At 36.5% G+C, this 20067-nt stretch carries 22 protein-coding genes; 11 read left to right on the top strand and 11 right to left on the bottom strand.

All coding sequences use genetic code 11. The features are described from left to right. Positions 1 to 393: 393 nt before the first annotated feature. Positions 394 to 1260, bottom strand: a complete 867-nt coding sequence (locus tag N477_RS17870; protein ID WP_155733157.1) for a hypothetical protein — start codon at positions 1258 to 1260, stop codon at positions 394 to 396. Positions 1261 to 1597: 337 nt separating this feature from the next. On the opposite strand from N477_RS17870, the gene N477_RS17865 reads away from it, so the two are divergent. After that, positions 1598 to 1795 carry a hypothetical protein gene (locus tag N477_RS17865; RefSeq protein WP_063360023.1) on the top strand — a complete coding sequence of 66 codons (198 nt, stop codon included), beginning with the start codon at positions 1598 to 1600 and terminating at the stop codon, positions 1793 to 1795. Positions 1796 to 1931: 136 nt separating this feature from the next. On the opposite strand, the gene N477_RS17860 is transcribed toward N477_RS17865, so the two are convergent. Together N477_RS17860 and N477_RS17855 are read right to left on the bottom strand one after the other, a co-directional pair. Further along, positions 1932 to 2489, bottom strand: a complete 558-nt coding sequence (locus tag N477_RS17860) for a hypothetical protein (RefSeq protein ID WP_063360024.1) — start codon at positions 2487 to 2489, stop codon at positions 1932 to 1934. Next, on the bottom strand, positions 2489 to 2992 hold the full coding sequence (locus N477_RS17855; protein WP_063360025.1) for an RNA polymerase sigma factor: 504 nt from the start codon (positions 2990 to 2992) through the stop codon (positions 2489 to 2491). Before N477_RS17855 ends, N477_RS17860 begins: the two co-directional genes overlap by 1 nt. Before the next feature lie 198 nt (positions 2993 to 3190). Between N477_RS17855 and N477_RS17850 the strand changes: the two genes are divergently transcribed. Both N477_RS17850 and N477_RS17845 read left to right on the top strand, forming a co-directional pair. Then, on the top strand, positions 3191 to 3469 hold the full coding sequence (locus tag N477_RS17850) for a hypothetical protein (protein WP_063360026.1): 279 nt from the start codon (positions 3191 to 3193) through the stop codon (positions 3467 to 3469). Between the two features lie 19 nt (positions 3470 to 3488). Then, on the top strand, positions 3489 to 3719 hold the full coding sequence (locus N477_RS17845; RefSeq protein ID WP_063360027.1) for a hypothetical protein: 231 nt from the start codon (positions 3489 to 3491) through the stop codon (positions 3717 to 3719). 37 nt (positions 3720 to 3756) lie between these two features. Here N477_RS17845 and N477_RS17840 read toward each other — a convergent pair whose 3' ends face one another. The 3 genes from N477_RS17840 to N477_RS17830 all read right to left on the bottom strand — a co-directional run bounded on the left by N477_RS17840 (position 3757) and on the right by N477_RS17830 (position 6240). Continuing rightward, complete coding sequence (locus N477_RS17840) at positions 3757 to 4416, bottom strand: response regulator (RefSeq protein WP_269200074.1); 660 nt, start codon at positions 4414 to 4416, stop codon at positions 3757 to 3759. 21 nt (positions 4417 to 4437) lie between these two features. Beyond that, positions 4438 to 5547, bottom strand: a complete 1110-nt coding sequence (locus N477_RS17835) for a sensor histidine kinase (protein WP_063360029.1) — start codon at positions 5545 to 5547, stop codon at positions 4438 to 4440. Between the two features lie 144 nt (positions 5548 to 5691). Then, positions 5692 to 6240 (bottom strand): DinB family protein, encoded by a 549-nt coding sequence (locus N477_RS17830; protein WP_063360030.1) that lies wholly within the window; start codon positions 6238 to 6240, stop codon positions 5692 to 5694. 192 nt (positions 6241 to 6432) lie between these two features. Here N477_RS17830 and N477_RS17825 point away from each other — a divergent pair, with 192 nt between their 5' ends. Together N477_RS17825 and N477_RS17820 are read left to right on the top strand one after the other, a co-directional pair. Continuing rightward, a complete protein-coding gene (locus N477_RS17825) occupies positions 6433 to 8025 on the top strand; it encodes a hypothetical protein (protein ID WP_063360031.1) in 1593 nt (530 codons plus the stop codon). 693 nt (positions 8026 to 8718) lie between these two features. Then, positions 8719 to 9204 (top strand): hypothetical protein, encoded by a 486-nt coding sequence (locus tag N477_RS17820; RefSeq protein WP_063360032.1) that lies wholly within the window; start codon positions 8719 to 8721, stop codon positions 9202 to 9204. 23 nt (positions 9205 to 9227) lie between these two features. On the opposite strand, the gene N477_RS17815 is transcribed toward N477_RS17820, so the two are convergent. After that, positions 9228 to 9749, bottom strand: coding sequence for a flagellar protein FlhE (locus tag N477_RS17815; RefSeq protein ID WP_063360033.1), 522 nt, complete (start codon positions 9747 to 9749; stop codon positions 9228 to 9230). A 619-nt stretch (positions 9750 to 10368) separates the two neighbouring features. Further along, the gene (locus N477_RS17810) at positions 10369 to 10884 is read right to left on the bottom strand and encodes a hypothetical protein (protein WP_063360034.1); all 516 of its coding nucleotides are present in this window, start codon (positions 10882 to 10884) and stop codon (positions 10369 to 10371) included. Positions 10885 to 11152: 268 nt separating this feature from the next. Here N477_RS17810 and N477_RS17805 point away from each other — a divergent pair, with 268 nt between their 5' ends. The 3 genes from N477_RS17805 (at position 11153) to N477_RS17795 (ending at position 13856) form a co-directional block, all read left to right on the top strand. After that, positions 11153 to 11470, top strand: a complete 318-nt coding sequence (locus N477_RS17805; RefSeq protein WP_063360035.1) for a hypothetical protein — start codon at positions 11153 to 11155, stop codon at positions 11468 to 11470. Positions 11471 to 11621: 151 nt separating this feature from the next. Further along, positions 11622 to 13445 (top strand): hypothetical protein, encoded by a 1824-nt coding sequence (locus N477_RS17800; protein WP_063360036.1) that lies wholly within the window; start codon positions 11622 to 11624, stop codon positions 13443 to 13445. 69 nt (positions 13446 to 13514) lie between these two features. Next, positions 13515 to 13856: a hypothetical protein gene (locus N477_RS17795; RefSeq protein WP_081216309.1), complete on the top strand. Its 342-nt coding sequence runs from the start codon at positions 13515 to 13517 to the stop codon at positions 13854 to 13856. A gap of 318 nt (positions 13857 to 14174) precedes the next feature. On the opposite strand, the gene N477_RS17790 is transcribed toward N477_RS17795, so the two are convergent. Both N477_RS17790 and N477_RS26610 read right to left on the bottom strand, forming a co-directional pair. Next, positions 14175 to 14543, bottom strand: coding sequence for a peptide-methionine (S)-S-oxide reductase (locus N477_RS17790; protein ID WP_269200070.1), 369 nt, complete (start codon positions 14541 to 14543; stop codon positions 14175 to 14177). A gap of 41 nt (positions 14544 to 14584) precedes the next feature. Then, positions 14585 to 14683, bottom strand: coding sequence for a peptide-methionine (S)-S-oxide reductase (locus tag N477_RS26610; RefSeq protein WP_269200069.1), 99 nt, complete (start codon positions 14681 to 14683; stop codon positions 14585 to 14587). Between the two features lie 161 nt (positions 14684 to 14844). Between N477_RS26610 and yddG the strand changes: the two genes are divergently transcribed. After that, positions 14845 to 15777 carry an aromatic amino acid DMT transporter YddG gene (yddG, locus tag N477_RS17785; protein ID WP_063360037.1) on the top strand — a complete coding sequence of 311 codons (933 nt, stop codon included), beginning with the start codon at positions 14845 to 14847 and terminating at the stop codon, positions 15775 to 15777. Between the two features lie 46 nt (positions 15778 to 15823). Further along, positions 15824 to 17032 (top strand): tyrosine-type recombinase/integrase, encoded by a 1209-nt coding sequence (locus N477_RS17780; protein WP_063360038.1) that lies wholly within the window; start codon positions 15824 to 15826, stop codon positions 17030 to 17032. Positions 17033 to 17237: 205 nt separating this feature from the next. On the opposite strand, the gene N477_RS17775 is transcribed toward N477_RS17780, so the two are convergent. After that, entirely contained in the window at positions 17238 to 18788 is a 1551-nt protein-coding gene (locus N477_RS17775) for a methyl-accepting chemotaxis protein (RefSeq protein ID WP_063360039.1), read from the bottom strand. Between the two features lie 227 nt (positions 18789 to 19015). On the opposite strand from N477_RS17775, the gene hemH reads away from it, so the two are divergent. Beyond that, positions 19016 to 20035 (top strand): ferrochelatase, encoded by a 1020-nt coding sequence (hemH, locus tag N477_RS17770; RefSeq protein ID WP_063360040.1) that lies wholly within the window; start codon positions 19016 to 19018, stop codon positions 20033 to 20035. The last annotated feature ends 32 nt before the right edge of the window (positions 20036 to 20067 follow it).

Below are 20067 nucleotides of genomic sequence, written 5' to 3'. Positions count from 1 at the left end.
GTTCGAAGATGAAGTTCGAAGCTCATGTCAGTGCATTACATTTAATGAAGGTAAAACTCTAATGGCATATAACGAGTCATATTCATGAGAAAACTTTTTTGGCTAATGAGATACACATAACCAGAATTAGAAGCTAGTGCATTTTCGTTGAAAGAAGATAGTAAAGTATTATACCTGGAAAAACCAATATGGCAGTCATGGACTGACTTGTAATATCTTACGTTATTTAACACCCCATAATTTACGTTATGTTAAATATGGTTTATGTTTAATGTTAGAGGTATAGTGCCTTCACTTTCTTTAAAGAATTAAATCGCACTCCCATATTATGTCCAATACTAGACGGTATCGGACATTGCAGGGGTTTATGCAAGCGCTTTAACTTACTTGTTGTTATTTAACTTCGCTAATTGATATAGATCCATATGCCTTACTTAGAAAACGTTCCCAGCTATGCAACTTTAAATCTTGAGCAATTTTTTGTGAAATCAAAAGCACAGGCTTATTTGAATTTCCATTTCGTCTAGCTCCAACCAGTTTTACAGGCGTTGGTAATTCCGTACCATCTACTGTCAAAGTTAAATACATTTTTGGCCAAGCAAAGTCGCACCTGAACCAAGAAAGCTCGTGTGCAGAATATGTTTTTGGAATGACTAGCTCGACATGATAACTATCATTTTCAAACCAGTTATAACAATTAGCTGTTTGTGCTGTATGTGCATTTTCCCCAGCCATTAAAACTAAAACATCGATTTCAATATCCATTACTTTTTCAAGCTTAGATAAAATCTCGACCTTGCTATTGCTTGGCGCTAAAAACGATTCGGTTAACTCGGTATGATAACTTTTAAGAGCCTCAAAAAACTCATCTCTTGATACAAATTCAGAGTAATCTTCTGAACTGCCTTTGGCCATTGTATTCCACACTTTTTCAGGAAGTTTTTCATTTAACTGCGGAAATGTTTCAAAGCTTGCACCTTTAATTTCTAACTTTGAATAATCAGTCTTATGAACCAATGAGTTTTTAAACTCTTCATCTTTTAAAAACTCATTGACTACATCTTTATAAATTTCTTTAGGTGGATACAGGGATTTAATTATAGTTCTAAAAATAGCCCCTTCATTGACTAATCCCAATGTTAGAAACAACATAAACCCAGCAATAAATGACCAGAAAGCCACTTTATAAATTTTTAGGTTTTCAGATACAGTTAAAGTAACTTTCTTTTCGATCCATTTTTCATAACGATCTCTAACCATAGTCGTCACTCCATGATCTGATGCATCTTGAACATAATCTAGTTCAAGATAAGTCATTTCTCAAGGTCGACTCCCCTAAAAACCCGTAGCCTTCTTGCTGTGATAAATAAAAAAATATGCAATTTAACATAATGTATTTATTGGTGAAATTACCTACTTTGCTGAATTTGATGGAGAGATGTCTTTTGTTTTCACTTTTACTACCGAACCATAATAGATACCTTACTCTGGCAAATATGTTGCTCAATCCTTTAATTATTGAGGGAGATCTTTTAAAATTCTCAGGCTAACGTAACTCGTCAATTTTATTAGAGGTCTTTCAGTGTCACCGGAATCAATGACAGATTTAACTATTACATTCATTATTCTTTTAGTATCAGTTGGAATGGCTTTTCAAGGGAAAGTACTTAAGTCAAATCTAGCGGATAAAGAAAAAGATGAGGCAGAAAAGCTTAAAAATCGTGCAAATCTTTTAATTATGTGTGGTGCTTTTGTCGCAATTATTCAAGTAATTAAGCTAACCTCATATTTTTAAAAAGATTAGCTTGGTTTTGACTTACCGCCTTCAACTGTTATCGACTATCAAAAGCGGAAGACGGTAAGTTACAGATTGATCATAAACAAGATTTAAAAAGTGTACTTTAAAAATCACATATTTGTAAGTAACTTCCCTACTGTTCCAAAGTATGTAAAATCTCTTTGGCTTTTTTGTTTTTGATAACAAAGAAAAAAATTGAAATTAATAGACCTGCAATTAATACAGCTTCAATCAGCAAGTTATTCAATTCAAAACCATTTTGGTAGATAAGTGTTATGTTAAACATGATAAAAATTAAAATAAAAGCCCAGGTTGCTTTTATGTTCAAATTCCATCTATAAATTTCGTTTTTAATCAGTTTCTTATGGATTTCGATTGAAGTACTTATTTCTTGGCTTTTGAGTTGCTTTAAGCTATCTAAACGACTTCTACTAGCCAGAATAAAAATAATAACAGCCCACACAGTTACAAAGCTTATCCAGGTAAGTTTAATAAACTCAAGTCCATTCAAAGCGGATGTAATTAGTAGATAACTAACCGCGATCAGTGCCAGCATTTCAATACATAAATTCAGCCTTAGTATGACATCCTGCCTTTTATGACGTTTCAGTACTTTGTCCATTTTTGGCATAGGCTTTTTATCCGTTGATTGCCAAAGAGATGACAACTGCTCAAATTCATTATTATCCATTAATTCATACCCGCTAGTAATTTTGATAATTGCTCTTTTGCTCTGTGGAGTCTAACGCCGATATTCGCTTCACTTAAGCCCAGTACCTCACTCATTTCTATATTGTTTAAGTCTTCTAATTTCAGCAACATAACTTGTCTTAAGCTAAGAGGTAATTGATTCACAGCTACAATTAATTGTTTCTGCCTTTGTGCTTGTAAAGCGCTTTTCTCAGGTGTGGGCGACTCACAAAGCATTGCTTCATCAAGTTCATCTTCAGAAATTTTACTATGTCGCCTTATATGATCAATAGCCGTATTATGGATAACACGGTAAATATAGGTATTGAGCGAGCATTGGTCATTAAACCCTTCTAAAGAACGCCAAACTGATAAAGCCATTTCTTGTGCTAGTTCATCTGATAAAGCCGGTCGATTTTCATACCCCGCTGCTGCCCTGCTTATTTGTGGCCAAAATTTCGCAAGTAATGCTTCTTTCTCTGTGTCCTTGGTGATACTTACCAACGATCTACGCCTCCAAGTTGTTTTTATTATTAGTCGTTACAGAAACGCAATCATTACAAAAAATTTAGATTTTTTATATCTCCTATTGTTGCTGAGTGTATAACGAATAAAAAAACTTAAAAAGTTTGTAATGAATTTGTTTTTTATACGACTAACCAGATCAAACAACTCATTTACTTAATTATCAAGGAAGCAAAAATGCAAACTTTGAAAAAGTTACAACATATGAATAAAAAGCGCGTACTAAGAACAATTTGGCTTGTCGTTACTTTAAGCTGGTTCGCTATGTTTGCTGTACTTTTTAGTACTGAGACTAAAAGTATGCATATCACCGCAGTTACAATTGCAGCAATCATAACTGAATTAGCAATATGGTGTACTGCTGCCGTGTTAGGTGTTGCTGTTGTTGACGGCAGAAAAGCAATTATACGTGCGATTAAAAACAAACTCACTGGTCAGCGTGATCTTAGCAATTAATCTATTAGAGGTTCTAAATATGAAATCATTGAATATAAATGAAAAAAAATTGGTTGTAGCTTGGGTGTTATGTATTTTTTGTTGGGCTAATACAGCACTTGTGATGTCATTCTCTCCTTTTACATTCCTTGAAGTGAGCGCTCTGTGTTTTGCTGTCGTTGTAACACAACTCACAATTTATTGGACAAAGAAGGTAGGCGAAAACAACCCTATGGTTGCGTCAGTTTATAAAAATCTAATAGGTGATTAAATTTATAAAGAGTTGGAGCTAACTAGTTCTAACTCTTTTAATTATCCTGCCCTAAATATTTACTTAATGATTCATACAAAACTGTTTGATCTATGGGCTTGGCTACATGAAATGTAAAACCGCTTTGATTATATTTTTCAATATCTGTGCTCATTACATTGGCAGTAAGTGCAATTATTGGTATATCTTGATTTTCAATTCTTATTATTTCACAGGCCTCGATACCGCTCATTTTTGGCATTTGAATATCCATCAGGATGATATCAGGTAGCCTTTTTCTATATAATTCAACCGCTTCAACACCATCTTTCGCGACATCAAATTGAGCCATTGTCTTTTCAAGCATTGCACTTATTACTCTCATATTAATGGCATCATCTTCAGCAACTAAGATATAAGCGTTTGACAAATTGGGGGCTGCCAATGTCTGAACAGTGCTCAGTATACAGCTGCGAGAGGTTTTCTGTCGAAGGTTTTTCAGTGGTAATGTAACGCGGATCTCAGTCCCTACCCCTTCACTGCTATTTACCTTTATTTGGCCATCCATTAAGGCTATCAAGCTTTGCGTAATAGCCATACCTAACCCTGTTCCTCCAAACTTTCGAGTTATTGAATTGTCAGCCTGTTTAAAACGCATAAACAAGTTATCTAGCCCAAGTTTAGACATACCTATTCCGGTGTCCTTTATCTCAAAAATAAGTTGATTGTGTCCCTCACTTTACACTTGATCGATATTGACAGTTACGGAACCTTTTTCGGTAAACTTCACTGCGTTAGAGATCAAGTTAATCAAAATTTGTCTAATTCTAACAGGGTCGCCAAGCCACATACTGTGCTTAATTTTATCTGTAAGAATTATGTGAAAAGACAGAGACTTTTGTTTTGCTTGTGATGCAAAATCTGCTTCAAGTGGATCAATAATGCTTTCTATTGAAAACTCGGTTACTTCTAAAGAAAGTTGGTTTGCTTCAACTTTCGAAAAATCGAGTATATCACTGATAATACGAAGTAAATTTTTACAAGAGAACAGTGCGATAGACACTGTTTCTAAGTGACGCTTGTCAGTTATACAAGATTGCAAGTGTTGTAGTGAACCCATAACACCATTTAATGGTGTTCTAATTTCATGGCTCATATTGGCTAAAAAATCTGACTTTGCTTTTGAGGCCTGCTGTGCTTCTATCGTTAAGGTGTGCTCTTTTTCAAAGGCTGATTTTAGCCTAAAAAAGTATAAAACTAATACCCCAATAAATATCATGACGCTTATTACATTGACAGTATGAGCAATCACAAAGTTATTGTTTAGCTGTTGTTCTTCTTTACTTATTCTAGCTCGACTATCTAAATGGAACCTAGACAGTGCGGCCAGCGCGTTTGTGTCATCAACTTGAACGGCCCTGTCTATTTCTTCACTCGAGCCACCTTGCTCAATCAGTTTTAAGGTCAGCGTGAGGTTTTGTTCGTATTCAAGTACTACGTCTCTTATTATTTGTAGTGACTTACTGTCATACTGCTCATACCTTTCAAGTTTTGTGATGAGCGTTTTAATTTCGTAGATCGACTGTCTTAGCTTAGATTCATAACGCGCTCTGTCTTTACGTAAAACTAGGTTTTTAAAGTCATGTATGAATCCGCCATAACCTAAGTGCTGAACAAGGTCATCATGCAAATAATAAACTTCGTAAATATCTTTGGAATAATAACGCCACTGATTTTCAACTTTGTGATAAAAAAATAGGGAAACCAAAGTCAGCCCTACGCCGATTAAGATCACAAGAGAAAACTTTAAGCGTAAGCTATTCAGAGCGTTACTGGTTTTTATTGTCACGTAAAACAGTCCTTATAAACTTGCACTATCGCTTAAACCATAGAAACTTACCATTAATCTCTTACACCATGATATGTCTTAGTTATTAATACTAGCCAAAAGATTATCAATGTGCATTTCCCTGCATTTAAAAGTTTGTGATTGTTATCGATGTTGATTTAAATCAGGTATGTCTAACAAAAAGTCGGTGCTGCCTATGTCAATTCTAAGTTGGTTAAACAAGGTTGATAATTGGCCTCTGTGGTGAGTTTGGTGATTAAACAGATGTGATACCAACTCACTAAATTCCCTGGTGCTTCTTTCACCGAGTGAGTTGCTATAACTCAAGGTTTTGTGAAAATCGCACTCTTGAGCTTCTTTATTTAACCAATGCAAGATTGTTCGGTCCAAACGCTGTCTGACATCGATCAGATCTTCAAACTGATTAAACAAAATTTCATCAAGGCTAGATGGATAAGGCAACTCGCTGAGTTCGGAAAGAGATTGATAGCGATTAGAGTGCTTAGAAAATCTTAATAACCAAATTAAGTCACCTATGATGAGGTGATTAAAAGTCCCCAGTATTGAGCTAAAAAATGCCCCTTTGTCTTCAATTAGCTGTTCGTCAGTTAAGGTATGAGCAGCTTGAATGAGTTGATCATTCATTCTGCGGTTATACAAAGCCATTAATTTGAAGTGTTTGATATGCAGCATACTCTTTTAACTTAGCTCGTTTAAATAGTTAATTTTCGGATTAAGTAATATAACTAACTTTAATAGTCTCGATTTGGCTTAAATATACCATTTAAATTAAACCTTATATTTATGCTTTTTTGTTAGCCTATGCTAGAATCCGTCGCCATCCAACTGATTACATTGATAATTATTATATGGAGTTAATTTTTAGTGTCAGATTCAATTACAAATGAAAATATTCAAGAAACTGTTAATAATGACGCAGTATCATTAGTTAAAATTTTAAATGATATTAGAGAGGTTCACCCAAATACAGCGTGTATTACAGGCGAAATCGTCTCTCTACATTACTATAAGCGCCAATTTAATAAAAAAGAAGAGAAAAAAACACAAAGTTTCGATTATGCATATTGGTGGGTTGAAGTAAAAGATGAAAACGGCAACATCATACAAACCTCAATATCTAGTGAATCTGATTTACTCCAAAACCTAAAAAAAGGCGACTTAATTAGCCTAATATCCTTTCTCGATACACAATTAACATACGATATCGTTTCCTCAGAGGCCAGAAACTTAGTCACAAACAACTCTATCGCAGAGGTAACCGTGGTTCATGGTAAAAAATCAAACCAGTGGATAATGAATAACACAGCTTACCCTCACCCAGGATGGAGTAAGCCTCGTTTTTTCACTTTTGGACTTCTCTTAATGCTTTTTGCATTTTTCGAGCAAAATCATGATTTTATTATGTATGGAATGATTCTGACTCCTATTGTTTTTCTAATCGAATGTCTATTTTCGTTTAAATCGTACAATAAAGAAAAGTCGGCTTATAAGCTTGTTTTAGGCAATTTGGATAATTTATCAGACTTACTTGGGCAAGCTGCACGCACACAACAACCCCTTCAAAATTCTCCTTCTGTTGAAAAGGTAAATAGCGAACTATGTGTAGAACAGTCTCAGGCTGCCCAAGCATTAGTAGATAAAAAGCGAAAAGAGCAAGAAAGACTTGCCTCTATGTATGTCAAAGAGTACACAGAGACATATGAACACAACTGTATGTATGATTCAAACTATAAAGCAGATGTCTATTGTAGGCTTCATGTTGCTAAGGTCATTGATACTAATAGAAAAGTTAATGTTAATAAAGGCAAATATGAGGAGAAAACTTATTCAACAGAAAAAGTTTACAACACGGAAACACATTATATTGACGGTCAGTGGGTAAAAGAAAAATCTGTTGATTATGTTCAAGTTATTGATACCCATACCCATGAAACTCGAAGTGCAAATATGGTCGGTCATGCAGTTTTAGAAAGCCTATCAGGGAAAGTACTTACACAGCGTTTACCTGAAAAAATGTTAAGTAACCTAGATATAGGTGATTGGGTAATTTTTGCTGACTCACATGCTGTATTTGAATCCGGAAAAGAAATTTATTCTTTAGAATATTTTTCAAATATAGATAAGCACACTTGGGACTCTGAAAAATCATTTATGGAATACGAAGATACAAAATGTGAAAAAATGCTCTCAGCCATCTTTAAGTTAATTGGTATGTGTGTTTTAGTCGCGATTGCTGTACTTTCTTATCAATCAGACTGGTCATTATTTCCTGCATTAGCATTGATACCTTACGTAATATATTACTTCTATAAAAGAAATATTTTTTGCAACCTTTACAACAAAAACATTGATAATCGCCGTGATGTTTTAAACAAAATATCTGTTTCTATTGATGGCATTAACGAAGATAGAGAGCAGATTAAAACTCACCTGAATAAGCTAGACGCTATTATCTAATCTTTTAATTATTAGCCAACCAGCTATACAGGTTGGCTAATATTAGCTTCATGCTCTTCTATAACCTTATACTCTAACTATCTCGCATCGTCTGAAATTTCTCAATTTATAGTTTGTGATAAGGCATTGGTTGCAAAACTATTTTGAAAGATGTACTGCAATAAAAGAAATAAACAAAAAGGTTAGCACGATTTTTAGCTATGTTTTGCTCTTGCGCAATATAAGATGTAAATACTTCAACGACACCTTCTTTTTAGGCATGAAAAAAGTCTTTGATGAAAAGTAACCTGTAAACTGTGCTGTGAAAACAGTCATTCGCTCAAAAAGGCGCTTGGTTCAGAAAATCTATAATCGACCAACTTACTACTTTCTCTCTTGCTACCTCAATAAGCAAATTTATACTGGTGTTGATCTGACTCATCTGGTACCTCAGACATTATTTATACACAAATCAGTGGTTGAAGTGGCAGCGCTTCTGGGACATGGAAAAGAACTTCATCGTACTCTGCAAACTGTTAACCAGCATATCTGAAATTAAGCGGCAATGCTCAGCCTTGGCGCTCGAAAAAGCGGCAACTTGTCGCCATGCTAATTTTTGCTTTATGTTACACATTGTATTTTATGTAAATTTTTTATTTCTTCGATTGGCCTGTTACTTGCTAAGTATTTGTTACTGAGATAAGGAGATAAGTCATGATTTTAAACTCGAACCCATACCAAGTAACGAATGCGGCTTCCCAGTACCAGCAAACACAAGCTGTTAGCAATAAAGAGTCTACTCAAGCTTCTACACAAACAGATAAAACGGAACAGTCTTCAAATGAGCCACAAAGAAAGCTTGCATGGGAAGGATTTAGAGAAAAAGTAGAATCAGACCCCTCTTTTGCAGCTGAGATAGCAGAAGCTGTGACATTTATCCCTAATAAAATGATGATTAACCTTAATGAAGCGCCACCGCTAAACGATGTTGAGGCGTTTACAAAGTGGGCAAGCAAATCAGATGAATTTGATAAAGAAGCAGCTGTAGTTACAGAGCAGCGTATCGAAATATATAACAAAATGAAAAATGAAGGCGCTACTGATGCTGAGATTTTCAATCGGATTATGGATTTTAATAGAGCGCTACCACTAGATTACCAAGTTAAAGCAGGTATGTTAGCAGTAGACACTCATGCTTAGGCTAAAACCTTTATATCAAAGGTTTAAAAGCTGTAATTTACTATTACTTGACTATTTCCACCGTAGGCTGGAGGTGACAGTGCACTACCGTTTCCAGCTACGCCAAATGCGAAGAAAAATGGTTTATTTGCAGCTTTGTTTCTAAATTGTTCTAAACGTCCAGATCTACGACCAGTCACGTCCGCACAAGTTGAGGTGCTATTCCAGCAGAGGTACGCGCGCATGCCGCTTGGTAAATATGAATAGTTGTAGTAATAGTTTACTACTGTAATTTTGGCACTCGATGATACAGCACCAACTACTGGCAAGTTTAAGAATGAGTATCGACCAGTGTTGTATAGAGATGGTGCGTTGCCATTGCTTGCATACGCGCCACCGCTAATATTTATTGGTTCAGCCGCTTGCTCTTCTATTACTTCACTTTTAAAAGGCGCTTGTACACCATTTATCGAAGGTAAAGCACCTAGTTGAGCATTTGCAGCCCCAGCAAATAATACGCTAGACGTTACGATTGCAGAAAGATATGTACTGACTTTTATTGTCATTTTCCTTTTCCTCTATTCCATAAAAAGTGCATCCACATTAATAAACTCATTAGAAACATGTCAATAATGCATGATTAAATTTCAATCAATTTCAGAGGGGGGAAATACGTTTAGCTATCTTTTTTGTATACATCTTTTTAATAGAATAAAAATTCTACTCATTACAAAATCACAATAAGAACTTTCCCTTTCATCTCATTATAATAAGGCTAACTTGTCATAACGTAGTTGTTTATTACCCTGAAAATGAGTACGAATTTACAGGTTAAAAGACAGAAATATCGTTTAATTTAAATTATAGAAGCATGATTTTCAAGATTTTTAGAATTTTATACCCTTAAATTTCTTAAAACAGGAAAATATCTACTCAAAAATAGATTTTTAAATTATCAAAAAAATCTAAATAACCTCAACATTAAATGTTAATAAAAATAGAAAAATGAAAGGTTGTTACTATTACTATGCTGAAACAGTCACACCAACTGACATTAAGGTGTGGTTTATGTTTCGAATGTCATACTATTGTCATTTACTAAACCAATGATTTTTTCGTACCCATTATGGACCTTGAATTAATTCAAGCATCAAATATAGAATTTGGGCACGAAAAATGAAATCGCTAAGCATAGGTGTTAATGTAATCTGGAGTCTCAGCTAAAAGCTTGTCGTAATTATCGGGGTGCGCCAGGTTTTTACTTCCCCAACTTGTTGCCATCTTAAATAATTCAGACTGTTTGTCTCGCAGAGCAACTAAGTCGGTCATAATCTCTTTAGCCGACTTACCCTCTTCTTCTCCACGTTTGATAATCGCCAATTCTTCCTTGTGAAATTGCTCAGCCTCCTGATTAAAATGGCTAATCGCTCTTGATACACGGCCATGCATTTCTTCAACATTATGTGAATTTAAAATGTCTTCCATTCTAAACATGGCTGTTGGGGGGCCATATTTTTTGATTGCATCAATAGATTGAGTAAGCTTTTCATCACTTGCTGAGTCTATAAATTTAAGGTACTCGTTTCTATTATCAGGCTCTTGGCTGGTGCTAACTGAACCTGATGTTGAGCGTTGAACACTTGTAGGTTTATGTTTGATTTCATAAGCACCTTGAGTTCTAACCTGATCACTCACATTCATAATAATTTCCTTTTAAATATTTATCTGCCGCATATGCAATTAAAAAGCTTCATTACTTTTCTGTCCATTAATTAAGCAAGTGCCATTCCAAGGTGTTATTACATTTTTTACCAATAAATTTTTTGAAAGATGTTTTACGAAATTAGGTCCAGAGTCATACGTTTTCTTATTTATTTTCAAATTAAATTTAAGTGTTTGTAACTTTTAAAGACTAAATTACATACGCGCTGTAAATGTGCATTTAAATAAAAAAATAAGGAAATCTATAATGAAAAAACTAGCACTACTTTCTCTTTTGTTACTAGCGAGCACAGCACAAGCTAAAGAAGTCACTTGCTCAGATAAAATCAGTAGTATCAGTATGCAGTCAAATGGATCTGTTTGGATTTGGCCTGATAGACATGAAACCCTTAAATTAGAGCCTACTCACCCTAACTTCTACGAGTATCTTGGCATGATGTTTTATGCAATGAAGTCAGATAAAACTGTTGTCTATAAAGCTGATAACGGCGAGCATATTTCAAACAAGTGCCATGATACAAAGTTTGGTTTATATCCGCTGCATGATGTTCTAAGAATGAACTAACTATCACCGATATGAATTCTGAAATGCACTTGCGCTGTGAGTGCATTATTATATTCCCAACAAAATAATTTAACGAATATAAATTTAAATTTTTGAAGTAAAGGAGCAGTTGTTTAGATATAATACTCTAAAAACAAATGGATTTTATGACATGATTAAAAAATTTGCCCTCTCTACCTTTTTATGTCTCTCTTTTCACTCATTTTCAAGCCCGCTGTTAAATGTAGAATTGACTACAAATAAAGCTGAAGTCTGTACCGAATTCTTAGTTGCTTACCAAAAAGAATATAAACAAAACACTAATGTGGATTTTAGAAGTTGGTTGTTACCATCATTTCGAGATGGCACTCAAATAAACCATAATAATATAGATACCTTTGACATCCCCATTGAATCAAACTTTTCTGTCAAGAGTGCTCCATTTTCTTCGTTTAAACTGTTCCCATCCTTTAAATACCATTTTCAAGCTAAAGATAATATTAGGCAGGAGCTTTACATTACTCATTTAGAGTCTGTAAACAACCTTAGTATTTTATACACAGTTAAAAGAGTTTTTTCACAGAGCCCAAACAATTGGCAGCGCACTTTTTACATTGCAAAGCGTGATAACATCGCTGAGTACTTAAACAGTATCACAGTAAACAGACCATTTAGTATTGATCGTGAGCTATCTGAGATCCTACAAGTCACGGATATTTCTTTCCCATTTGAACATCAGGGAAATGCTTATTACATCAAAGACAATAACAAGGTTATTGCACTTACAGAAGCGTTAGGACATGAGGTCGTTTGTGAAGTTGAAGAAACTAGATTACCAGTATTAATATCGCTGAACGCGCTAAACAAACTGGCACATCAATCTATTATGACTAAAGGCAACCCTATGTTGATGGGGTCTTGGGGAAGCCCGTATTTTGTAATAAAAAAACCATTTGAAGCGTATTTGAAAACACCTAGTTCATTGAAAGTAAAAGGTGAAGGCGGTTGTGATAAAAACGCTGCTATCTGCGCGAGGAAAAAACAGGTTGATAATATCTTGGCATTATTTGGCAATGTGGATGCATGGAGTCATCGAGAGTTACTCACACTAAAAAACCATATGGCCGACGCACAACTACAAGTTGCGCATTTTTACATGTCATATCATAAATATGACAAAGACAAAGCCCACTTTTATGCGCAAACATTGATATATCAATTCTTAGGAAGATTACTCGCTCCCTATCAAGGTTATATGGATTTAAAAGCGGGCTCTCCTCAGTATTTTAAAGCGCAATATTTACTGAACGACCTTAACACAGAGGAACTTGCTCAAGCAGTAACCTATAGAAACTGGTTTAACAAAACATATTTAATGTTAGCTGCACATTTTAACGACCTTGACGCCGTTAATGACTTAATAGCTGTCGGTGTAGATCTTAACGCAACCACCTTTGTAAACAAAAACGACGAATATAGTAGTTCGGATGCTTTTATTAATGATGTTAAAAGACTTAATCGTTCAGCGCTCACTTATGCAGCGGAGAATGCTTCTTTAGAAGTGATCAATGCACTTATCACTGCCGGAGCGGATAAAACGCTAGTCGACTCTCAAGGCAATGACTTATCATTTTATTTTGCAAAAAACCCAAGGCCAAAGGTGGCAGCACTGGCATCAGAGTTTAAATTAATTAAAGGCCAAAAAACCTCTGCACAAATTACGGCTAGTTTTGATTGTAAATTAGCAAAATCAAAGCAAGAAAAAGCAATTTGCTCCAGTGCTGGACTCGCGCTGTACGACAGAGAGCTCACAGCAGCATATAAACGGTTAAGAAACACAGAGCATGCCGATCATGTTCGCCAAACACAGCGCCTTTGGCTGAAAAATATTAGACAACATAGTAAGACATTGAGCCAAGAAGAGACTCAAGAATACTTGAAAGCACAATATCGTGCGCGTATCCGCGCTATGCATAACTTGCTGAGCATTTATTAACCAGGATAAGTTGCTAAAATGTTATAAACATCCTAGTTTAGATTTGATACTCACAATCGGAGAAACTCTATGAAGGAAATTATTTTAGCATTGGCTTTAGGGGTTACAGGTGCCGCAGTGGCAACTGATCATGTTTCCCATGATAAGCATGAGCATAAGCATGGATATAACTGCGGCCATGCAGCCGAATGGCATGTTGACCATTTTGATTACAACCACAGTGGTCATGACCATCACAATCATGCGGGTGAGGTTCATGAGGCTAAAGTCAAAGTCCATGAAAAGCATAAACACGGACATGGTTTAGATTGCGGTCATAAACGTCGTATTGAACAAGGTCGTGTGGAATATAATCATGATGGACATTGGCATCATCAGCACGGTGAACATTTCCATGAAAATCATGGTTAAATAGCATTCAATATAAAGCCCAGAGCTAATCTGGGCTATTTCTAAAATATAACCTACTATCACCACACTATTCTTTAATAGTTGCTTTTTAACATAATTTTTTGTGTCGTATTGGAAGCTAAGGCTGGCTCATTACATCCATTTACGATAAACGTAAACACATAACAGAAATAACACTTTCAAGAGCACAAGTACCTCTACTTATTGAGTAACACTACCAATTCACTATAAATTAGATTGATGTTCTATTATTGAGAATGAAGTTATAAAAAATACCGAGATTTAATCAGGAAATTATTCTAGTATATAGAACAAACCTTATTTGAGAGCTTTATTTAGCAGCCGAGTGTTCACTTTATTTTTAAACCTTTCCATTAAATTGAGCAATTTGGGGGCTATGATGTTCTGACAAAATGGTCTATTCGGTGCAGTATAAAAATAATCTTGGTAATGTTCAGGCGATAGGTTAAATTCGTTAAGTAATAACGCTTGTGTAATTATGGGCTGCTCAAAATGCTTTTGAAGTACTGACAATATACTTTTTACTTCACTTTTCTGCTCGGTACTTTGGCAATATATGGCACTTCTATACTTATCTCTTTTTGAATGGTTTGAAGTTGAACTATGAGAAAAAAGGTGTATTTCAACCAAATCAGCTAAGGTGATGATGTTTTGATTAAACGACAAACATACCCCTTCAGAAAACCATTCATTGTTATCAAAACTGTTTATCCAGCCTGCTCTACTTTCTCAACGCCATTCAAGGAGCGAAATATAGCTTCAGTACACCAGTAGCAGCTTCCTCCCAAACCCAGCTTATTTTTCACAACAACCTCTCAATAAACACAGAATAACGTTTATATGATTTAGCATAACAAACACTTCTCATAAAATGATAAATTATTCGATTAAAAACTACCTGCATAATTAAAATAGGTGCAGTCAAACTCAAAATCTATATAATTAAGCGTTTTTTGGGAGCATAAAGTTGCTGTCTCGATACAAATTTACACTATTTGGCGTTGTAGCTGTACTACTGTGGAGCGCTGTTTTACATATCGTACGTATCGTGAGTGAAGACTTTGGCCCGATTGGTGGTGCGGCGCTGGTATACACCTACTCGGCGTTATTCTTGGTAGCCTTTTCCGGACTGCCAAATATCAAAAAGTACCCAAAACGTTATGTTGTTATTGGCGGCTTTCTTTTTGTTGTATATGAGTTATGTCTTTCACTGTCACTTGGCTTTGCTAACTCCAGAGAGCAATCCGCTCAAGTTCTCATTGTTAATTACCTTTGGCCTTTATTCACTATTTTAGGCGCAGTCATTTGTAAACATAGTAAAGCCAGTCTCCAGTTATTGATCTCTGGCAGTATTTTAGCCTTCATTGGCGTGTGTTTAGTCGTTTCGAGCGAATCAAACCTGTTAGCAGGGATGTTGACAAATATTATGAGTAACCCTTTAGCATTTTTACTTGCCTTTAGTGGTGCGATTATTTGGGCAATATACTGCAATTTAACCAAGGCTATGTCTAACGGCGAAAACGCAATCACGCTATTTTTCATTTTTACGGCATGTACGCTGTGGCTAAAATTGTACCTATTGGATACTGGTTTCTCTTCGGACTTTTCCTTTAAAAGTGTCTTTATGCTGGTGCTAGCCGGTGGCGGAATGGCGCTAGGCTATGGCCTTTGGAATAAAGCCATTATTGGTGGCAATATGATCTTACTTGCAGCTATCTCTTATTTTACTCCTGTGTTCTCCGGCATATTCGCGGCTATAATTTTGGGCGTGAGTTTGCAGCAAAGTTTTTGGTTAGGTGTTGTCGCCGTAACGATTGGCTCTTTATTATGCTGGCAGTCAACACGTTATAAAAATCAACAAATTAGCCAGGTACAAACTGTGCTAGACAATACTGAATAAATATACATATAATTTGATACAAACATACCGCTTGGATCAACAATATATGACGCCGTTAGTCGATACGCTAAAACAACTCAGATATCTCATCGCCCATTTAGATGATGAGACCTTGCAAAGTGAATACCCTGCAATGGCAGAGTTTTTAAATGAAAATCGACTTGAAGAAAATGTATGTTTGGACGAGTTAAAGTTTCTTTATCAATTCTTATACGTTTATGGACGCAAATCAGAAGCCACATTCAACCGCTTTAGAAATGAGATAGAGCGTTTTCATCTTTGGAGTTGGCTCATTCAAGAAAAATCTGTATTTGAACTTAAACGTGAAGACATAGAAGCGTATGTTGATTTTGTTGTCGAGCCAGATAAAGCTTGGCTTGCAGACTCTGTGCAGTGGCGGTTTAAAAATCATGAAGGCACTCGACAAGTTAACTCTAATTGGCGCCCTTTTGTTTTTAAAGAAAATGGCGTGAGCCAGCAAACGCTCGCATCCATGTTCACGGCGCTTAATGTCTTCTATAAATTTGCAATTTTAGAGGAAAAATCATTCACCAACTTTGTGCCTGTTGTTAAAAAGAACTGTCCTTATTTGGTCGTACAGTCACAAATTAAGCTCCCTGACACACTGAGTGATTTGCAATGGGAATATGTCTTTGGTGTGACTAAAGACTTGTGTGAGCAAAACCCAAAACTTGAAAGAAACCTGTTTACCCTTGCGTGCCTAAAAGGGCTTTATCTACGTATATCAGAGCTATCTGAGCGTCCCCAATGGTCCCCTGTAATGAGTCATTTCTGGCAAGATCAGGATGGTTTTTGGTTTTTAAGAATTATGGGTAAAGGTAATAAGCTTCGTGATGTCACATTGAGTGATGACTTTGTTGAATACCTCAAAAGATATAGACAGTCGCGCGGTTTAACCTCCCTTCCCCGTGTTGACGAGCCTCACCCAATTATTCATAAACTACGTGGACAAGGCGGCATGAATGTTCGCCAATTAAGACGTATCGTGCAAGAGAGTTTTGACTTAGCCATTGATAAGTTGAAACAAGATGGTTTTAGTGAAGAGTCTGAGAATCTAGAAGCCGCGACCAGTCACTGGTTAAGGCACACTGGTGCCACTCATGATGCCCAAACACGACCGTTAAAGCACCTATCTGAAGATCTTGGCCATTCAAAAATTGCGACAACTGACCAGATCTATATTCAAACGAATATAAAAGAGCGGGCAAAGTCAGGTGTTAAGCGGAAATTGTAAACTCGATTTTTTACCCATGCTGTGCATCATTGCATTGTATGTACAGCAGCTTAGTATTTACCTACTCGACCTTCAATCTAAACCTTCTATTCCTTTGATAAAATTTGATTATAAGTAATATGCACTTATGTTAAACATTATTAAAGCATATTTATGTATGATGTGTTCTTCTTGGTAAGCTTTAAAGGGCCGTGGGGCCCTTTTGTTATCTCTTGAATCTTACCACAAGCTCATGCATATCTTTAGCAACGCGTGTTAGTTCTTCGCTAATTTCTTGGCTTTCTTGTGAGCTCATCACACTTGAATTGGCCAAAGAAGCAATATTAACGACTTGCTTATTAATATCTTCAGAAACAGTCGCTTGTTCTTCTACAGCAGCAGCTATTTGCATACTGTTCACGCTCATTGTTTCAATCAAAGAGTAAATATGCTCAATTTTTTGTGTTGATGCATTCAGCTTCTCAATACCAAGTTGAGATTCAGTCTCACCGCGCTGTGCAATCACTTCTGACTCTTGCGTACTTTGCGTTAATTCATCGATAATTGCATGGATCTCTTTAGTTGACTCTTGTGTGCGCTGGGCAAGATGTCTAACTTCATCAGCAACTACTGCAAAGCCTCTCCCCTGCTCTCCTGCTCGAGCTGCTTCAATGGCCGCATTTAAAGCAAGTAGGTTAGTTTGCTCAGCGATTTGCTCAATGATTTGTGCCGCATCTGCAATTTTACTTGTTTGACGCGCTACGCCTAATACTGAGTCTTTGATGTCAATCACGGTTGAACCAAGGCTTTCAATTGACGCTTTAGTCTCTTCAGAGCTTTTAGCACCTTCTTTTGCAAGCTCAAGCGCATCGGTTGCATCCGCTGAGGTAGATTGCACGTTTTGGGACACTTCATGAATAGTCGTCGCCATCTCATTCATAGCGGTTGCAACCAACTCTGTTTCTTGTTGCTGCTGAGTAAGTTGCTCGGTTGTTGAACGACTTTTATCTGTTGTTTGTTCTGCACCTGAGGTAACTTGGTTTGACGCATGTTCAATTCGTGTAATCACCGTGTCTAAATGCGCGTGCTCACTTAATAATTTTACGTGCAATTCAGCCATTTTCCCTTGCCAAGGTGAGTACACTTGTTTAGATACATCATCGCAAAAACTGTGTTTTAAAACTTGGTTAATTCTTTCGAGTTGCTCATTATCACGATATCGATTGTATCCGAAAATCGCGACACTATTGAGCATAAGCCAAGCAAAAGCACCTGATTCAGAGCCAAACGCGTACAAAGCGAGTGAGCTTGCAAATGCAGCAACAGGCCAAATAGTTCTTAATCTTGGTAGCTTAATCGCTGATTTAGCGCCACTTTGAATCGAGCGATACAAGGTCTCTGCCCTTGCAATATTTTCACGGCTAGGACATGTTCTAACCGATTCATAACCGATAACTTGTCCATTCTCTGTCATTGGAGTGACATAAGCATCTACCCAATAAAAATCACCGTTTTTACAACGGTTTTTGACCATTCCCATCCAAGGCTTACCAGCTTTTAGCTGCGTCCACATGGTTTTAAATGCCAATTCAGGCATATCAGGATGTCTGACTATATTATGAGGTTGGCCAATTAATTCTTCTTTTGAGTAGCCACTTATATTTATAAAGTGCTCATTACAGTCAATGATTGTGCCTTTCAAATCAGTAACTGAAATCAGCTTATCTTCTGGTGCAAACCGCTGTTCACGATTTGTAACTGGTTGATTAACTCGCATTTAACTTAAAACTCTCTGCAAATTACGCTTAAACTCGACGCTGGATAGAGGAACATACGACTTATACCTGACATAAGCAACCTATTTTCACTCTATTACTACAATTTTAAGACGTATTGACATGATTTAAATTAAAAACGCCGCAGTTAGATCCAAATAAGCGTGTTTTACGTATACGCTTTACTGTAAAATACTACCCGTTTTAAAATGCCACCAAGGAGTGCTAAGTGTCCAGATTTTCGGCAATTACTGACAACCCTCATGAGAACCGTTTCAACAGTAAAGTTGGCGTACTCGTCACCAATTTGGGCAGCCCTGACGCAGCGACCACACAAGCCCTTCGAATTTATCTAAGAGAATTTCTATCAGATCCACGTATTGTAGAAATTCCACGCATTATTTGGATGATGATATTGCACGGTGTCATACTCAGGATCAGGCCAAGTAGGTCAGCCAAAGCATATCAAAGTATTTGGACCGAGCAAGGCTCACCACTTATCGATATAACAAAGAAACAATGCCATAAACTGCGTGAATATTTAAAAGAGCAAGACCATAATGATGTTGAAGTAGTGATGGCCATGCGTTACGGCAATCCATCTATTGAAGCCGGTTTAGAAGAGTTACGTGAAAAAGGCATCACTAAAATTGTTGTACTACCACTTTACCCTCAATACTCGAGTGCAACGACCGGCTCAACTTTTGATGCAGTCTCTCGGGTATTAACTAAATGGCGCTGGGTACCTGAACTTCATTTTATCAATGGATATCACGGCAATGAAAAATATATCGAATCTCTTAGCAACTCTGTTCAAGAGTATTTAGAGCACAACCCAACACCAGATAAAATATTATTCTCCTATCACGGTACGCCGAAAAAGTTTTTGACCAATGGTGACCCGTACCATTGCTTTTGTCATTTAACGACAAACGCTGTTGTGGCTAAACTCGGCTTAGACAAAGACAAAGTAATGACCACTTTTCAAAGCCGATTTGGCCGTGAAGAATGGCTAAAGCCCTACACTGACTTCACACTCAAGGAGCTTGCGCAGTCAGGTACAAAACACATTGCCATCTTAAGCCCTGCATTCAGCGCAGATTGCTTAGAAACACTGGAAGAGTTAGAGGAAGAAAATAGAGAGTATTTTATTGAAGCTGGCGGTAAACGATATGACTATATTCCTGCACTCAATGACAGAGATGACCACATAGAAGCGTTTTACGACATTCTAAAACCACATATTTAAATACATGGTATTAGAGAGCTAGGTGATTCTGG

The sequence above is a fragment of the Pseudoalteromonas luteoviolacea H33-S genome (assembly GCF_001625695.1).
Classification (GTDB): domain Bacteria; phylum Pseudomonadota; class Gammaproteobacteria; order Enterobacterales; family Alteromonadaceae; genus Pseudoalteromonas; species Pseudoalteromonas luteoviolacea_B.
The sequence above is the reverse complement of the archived record's forward strand: the minus strand, read 5'-3'. Positions and strand labels throughout refer to the sequence as shown.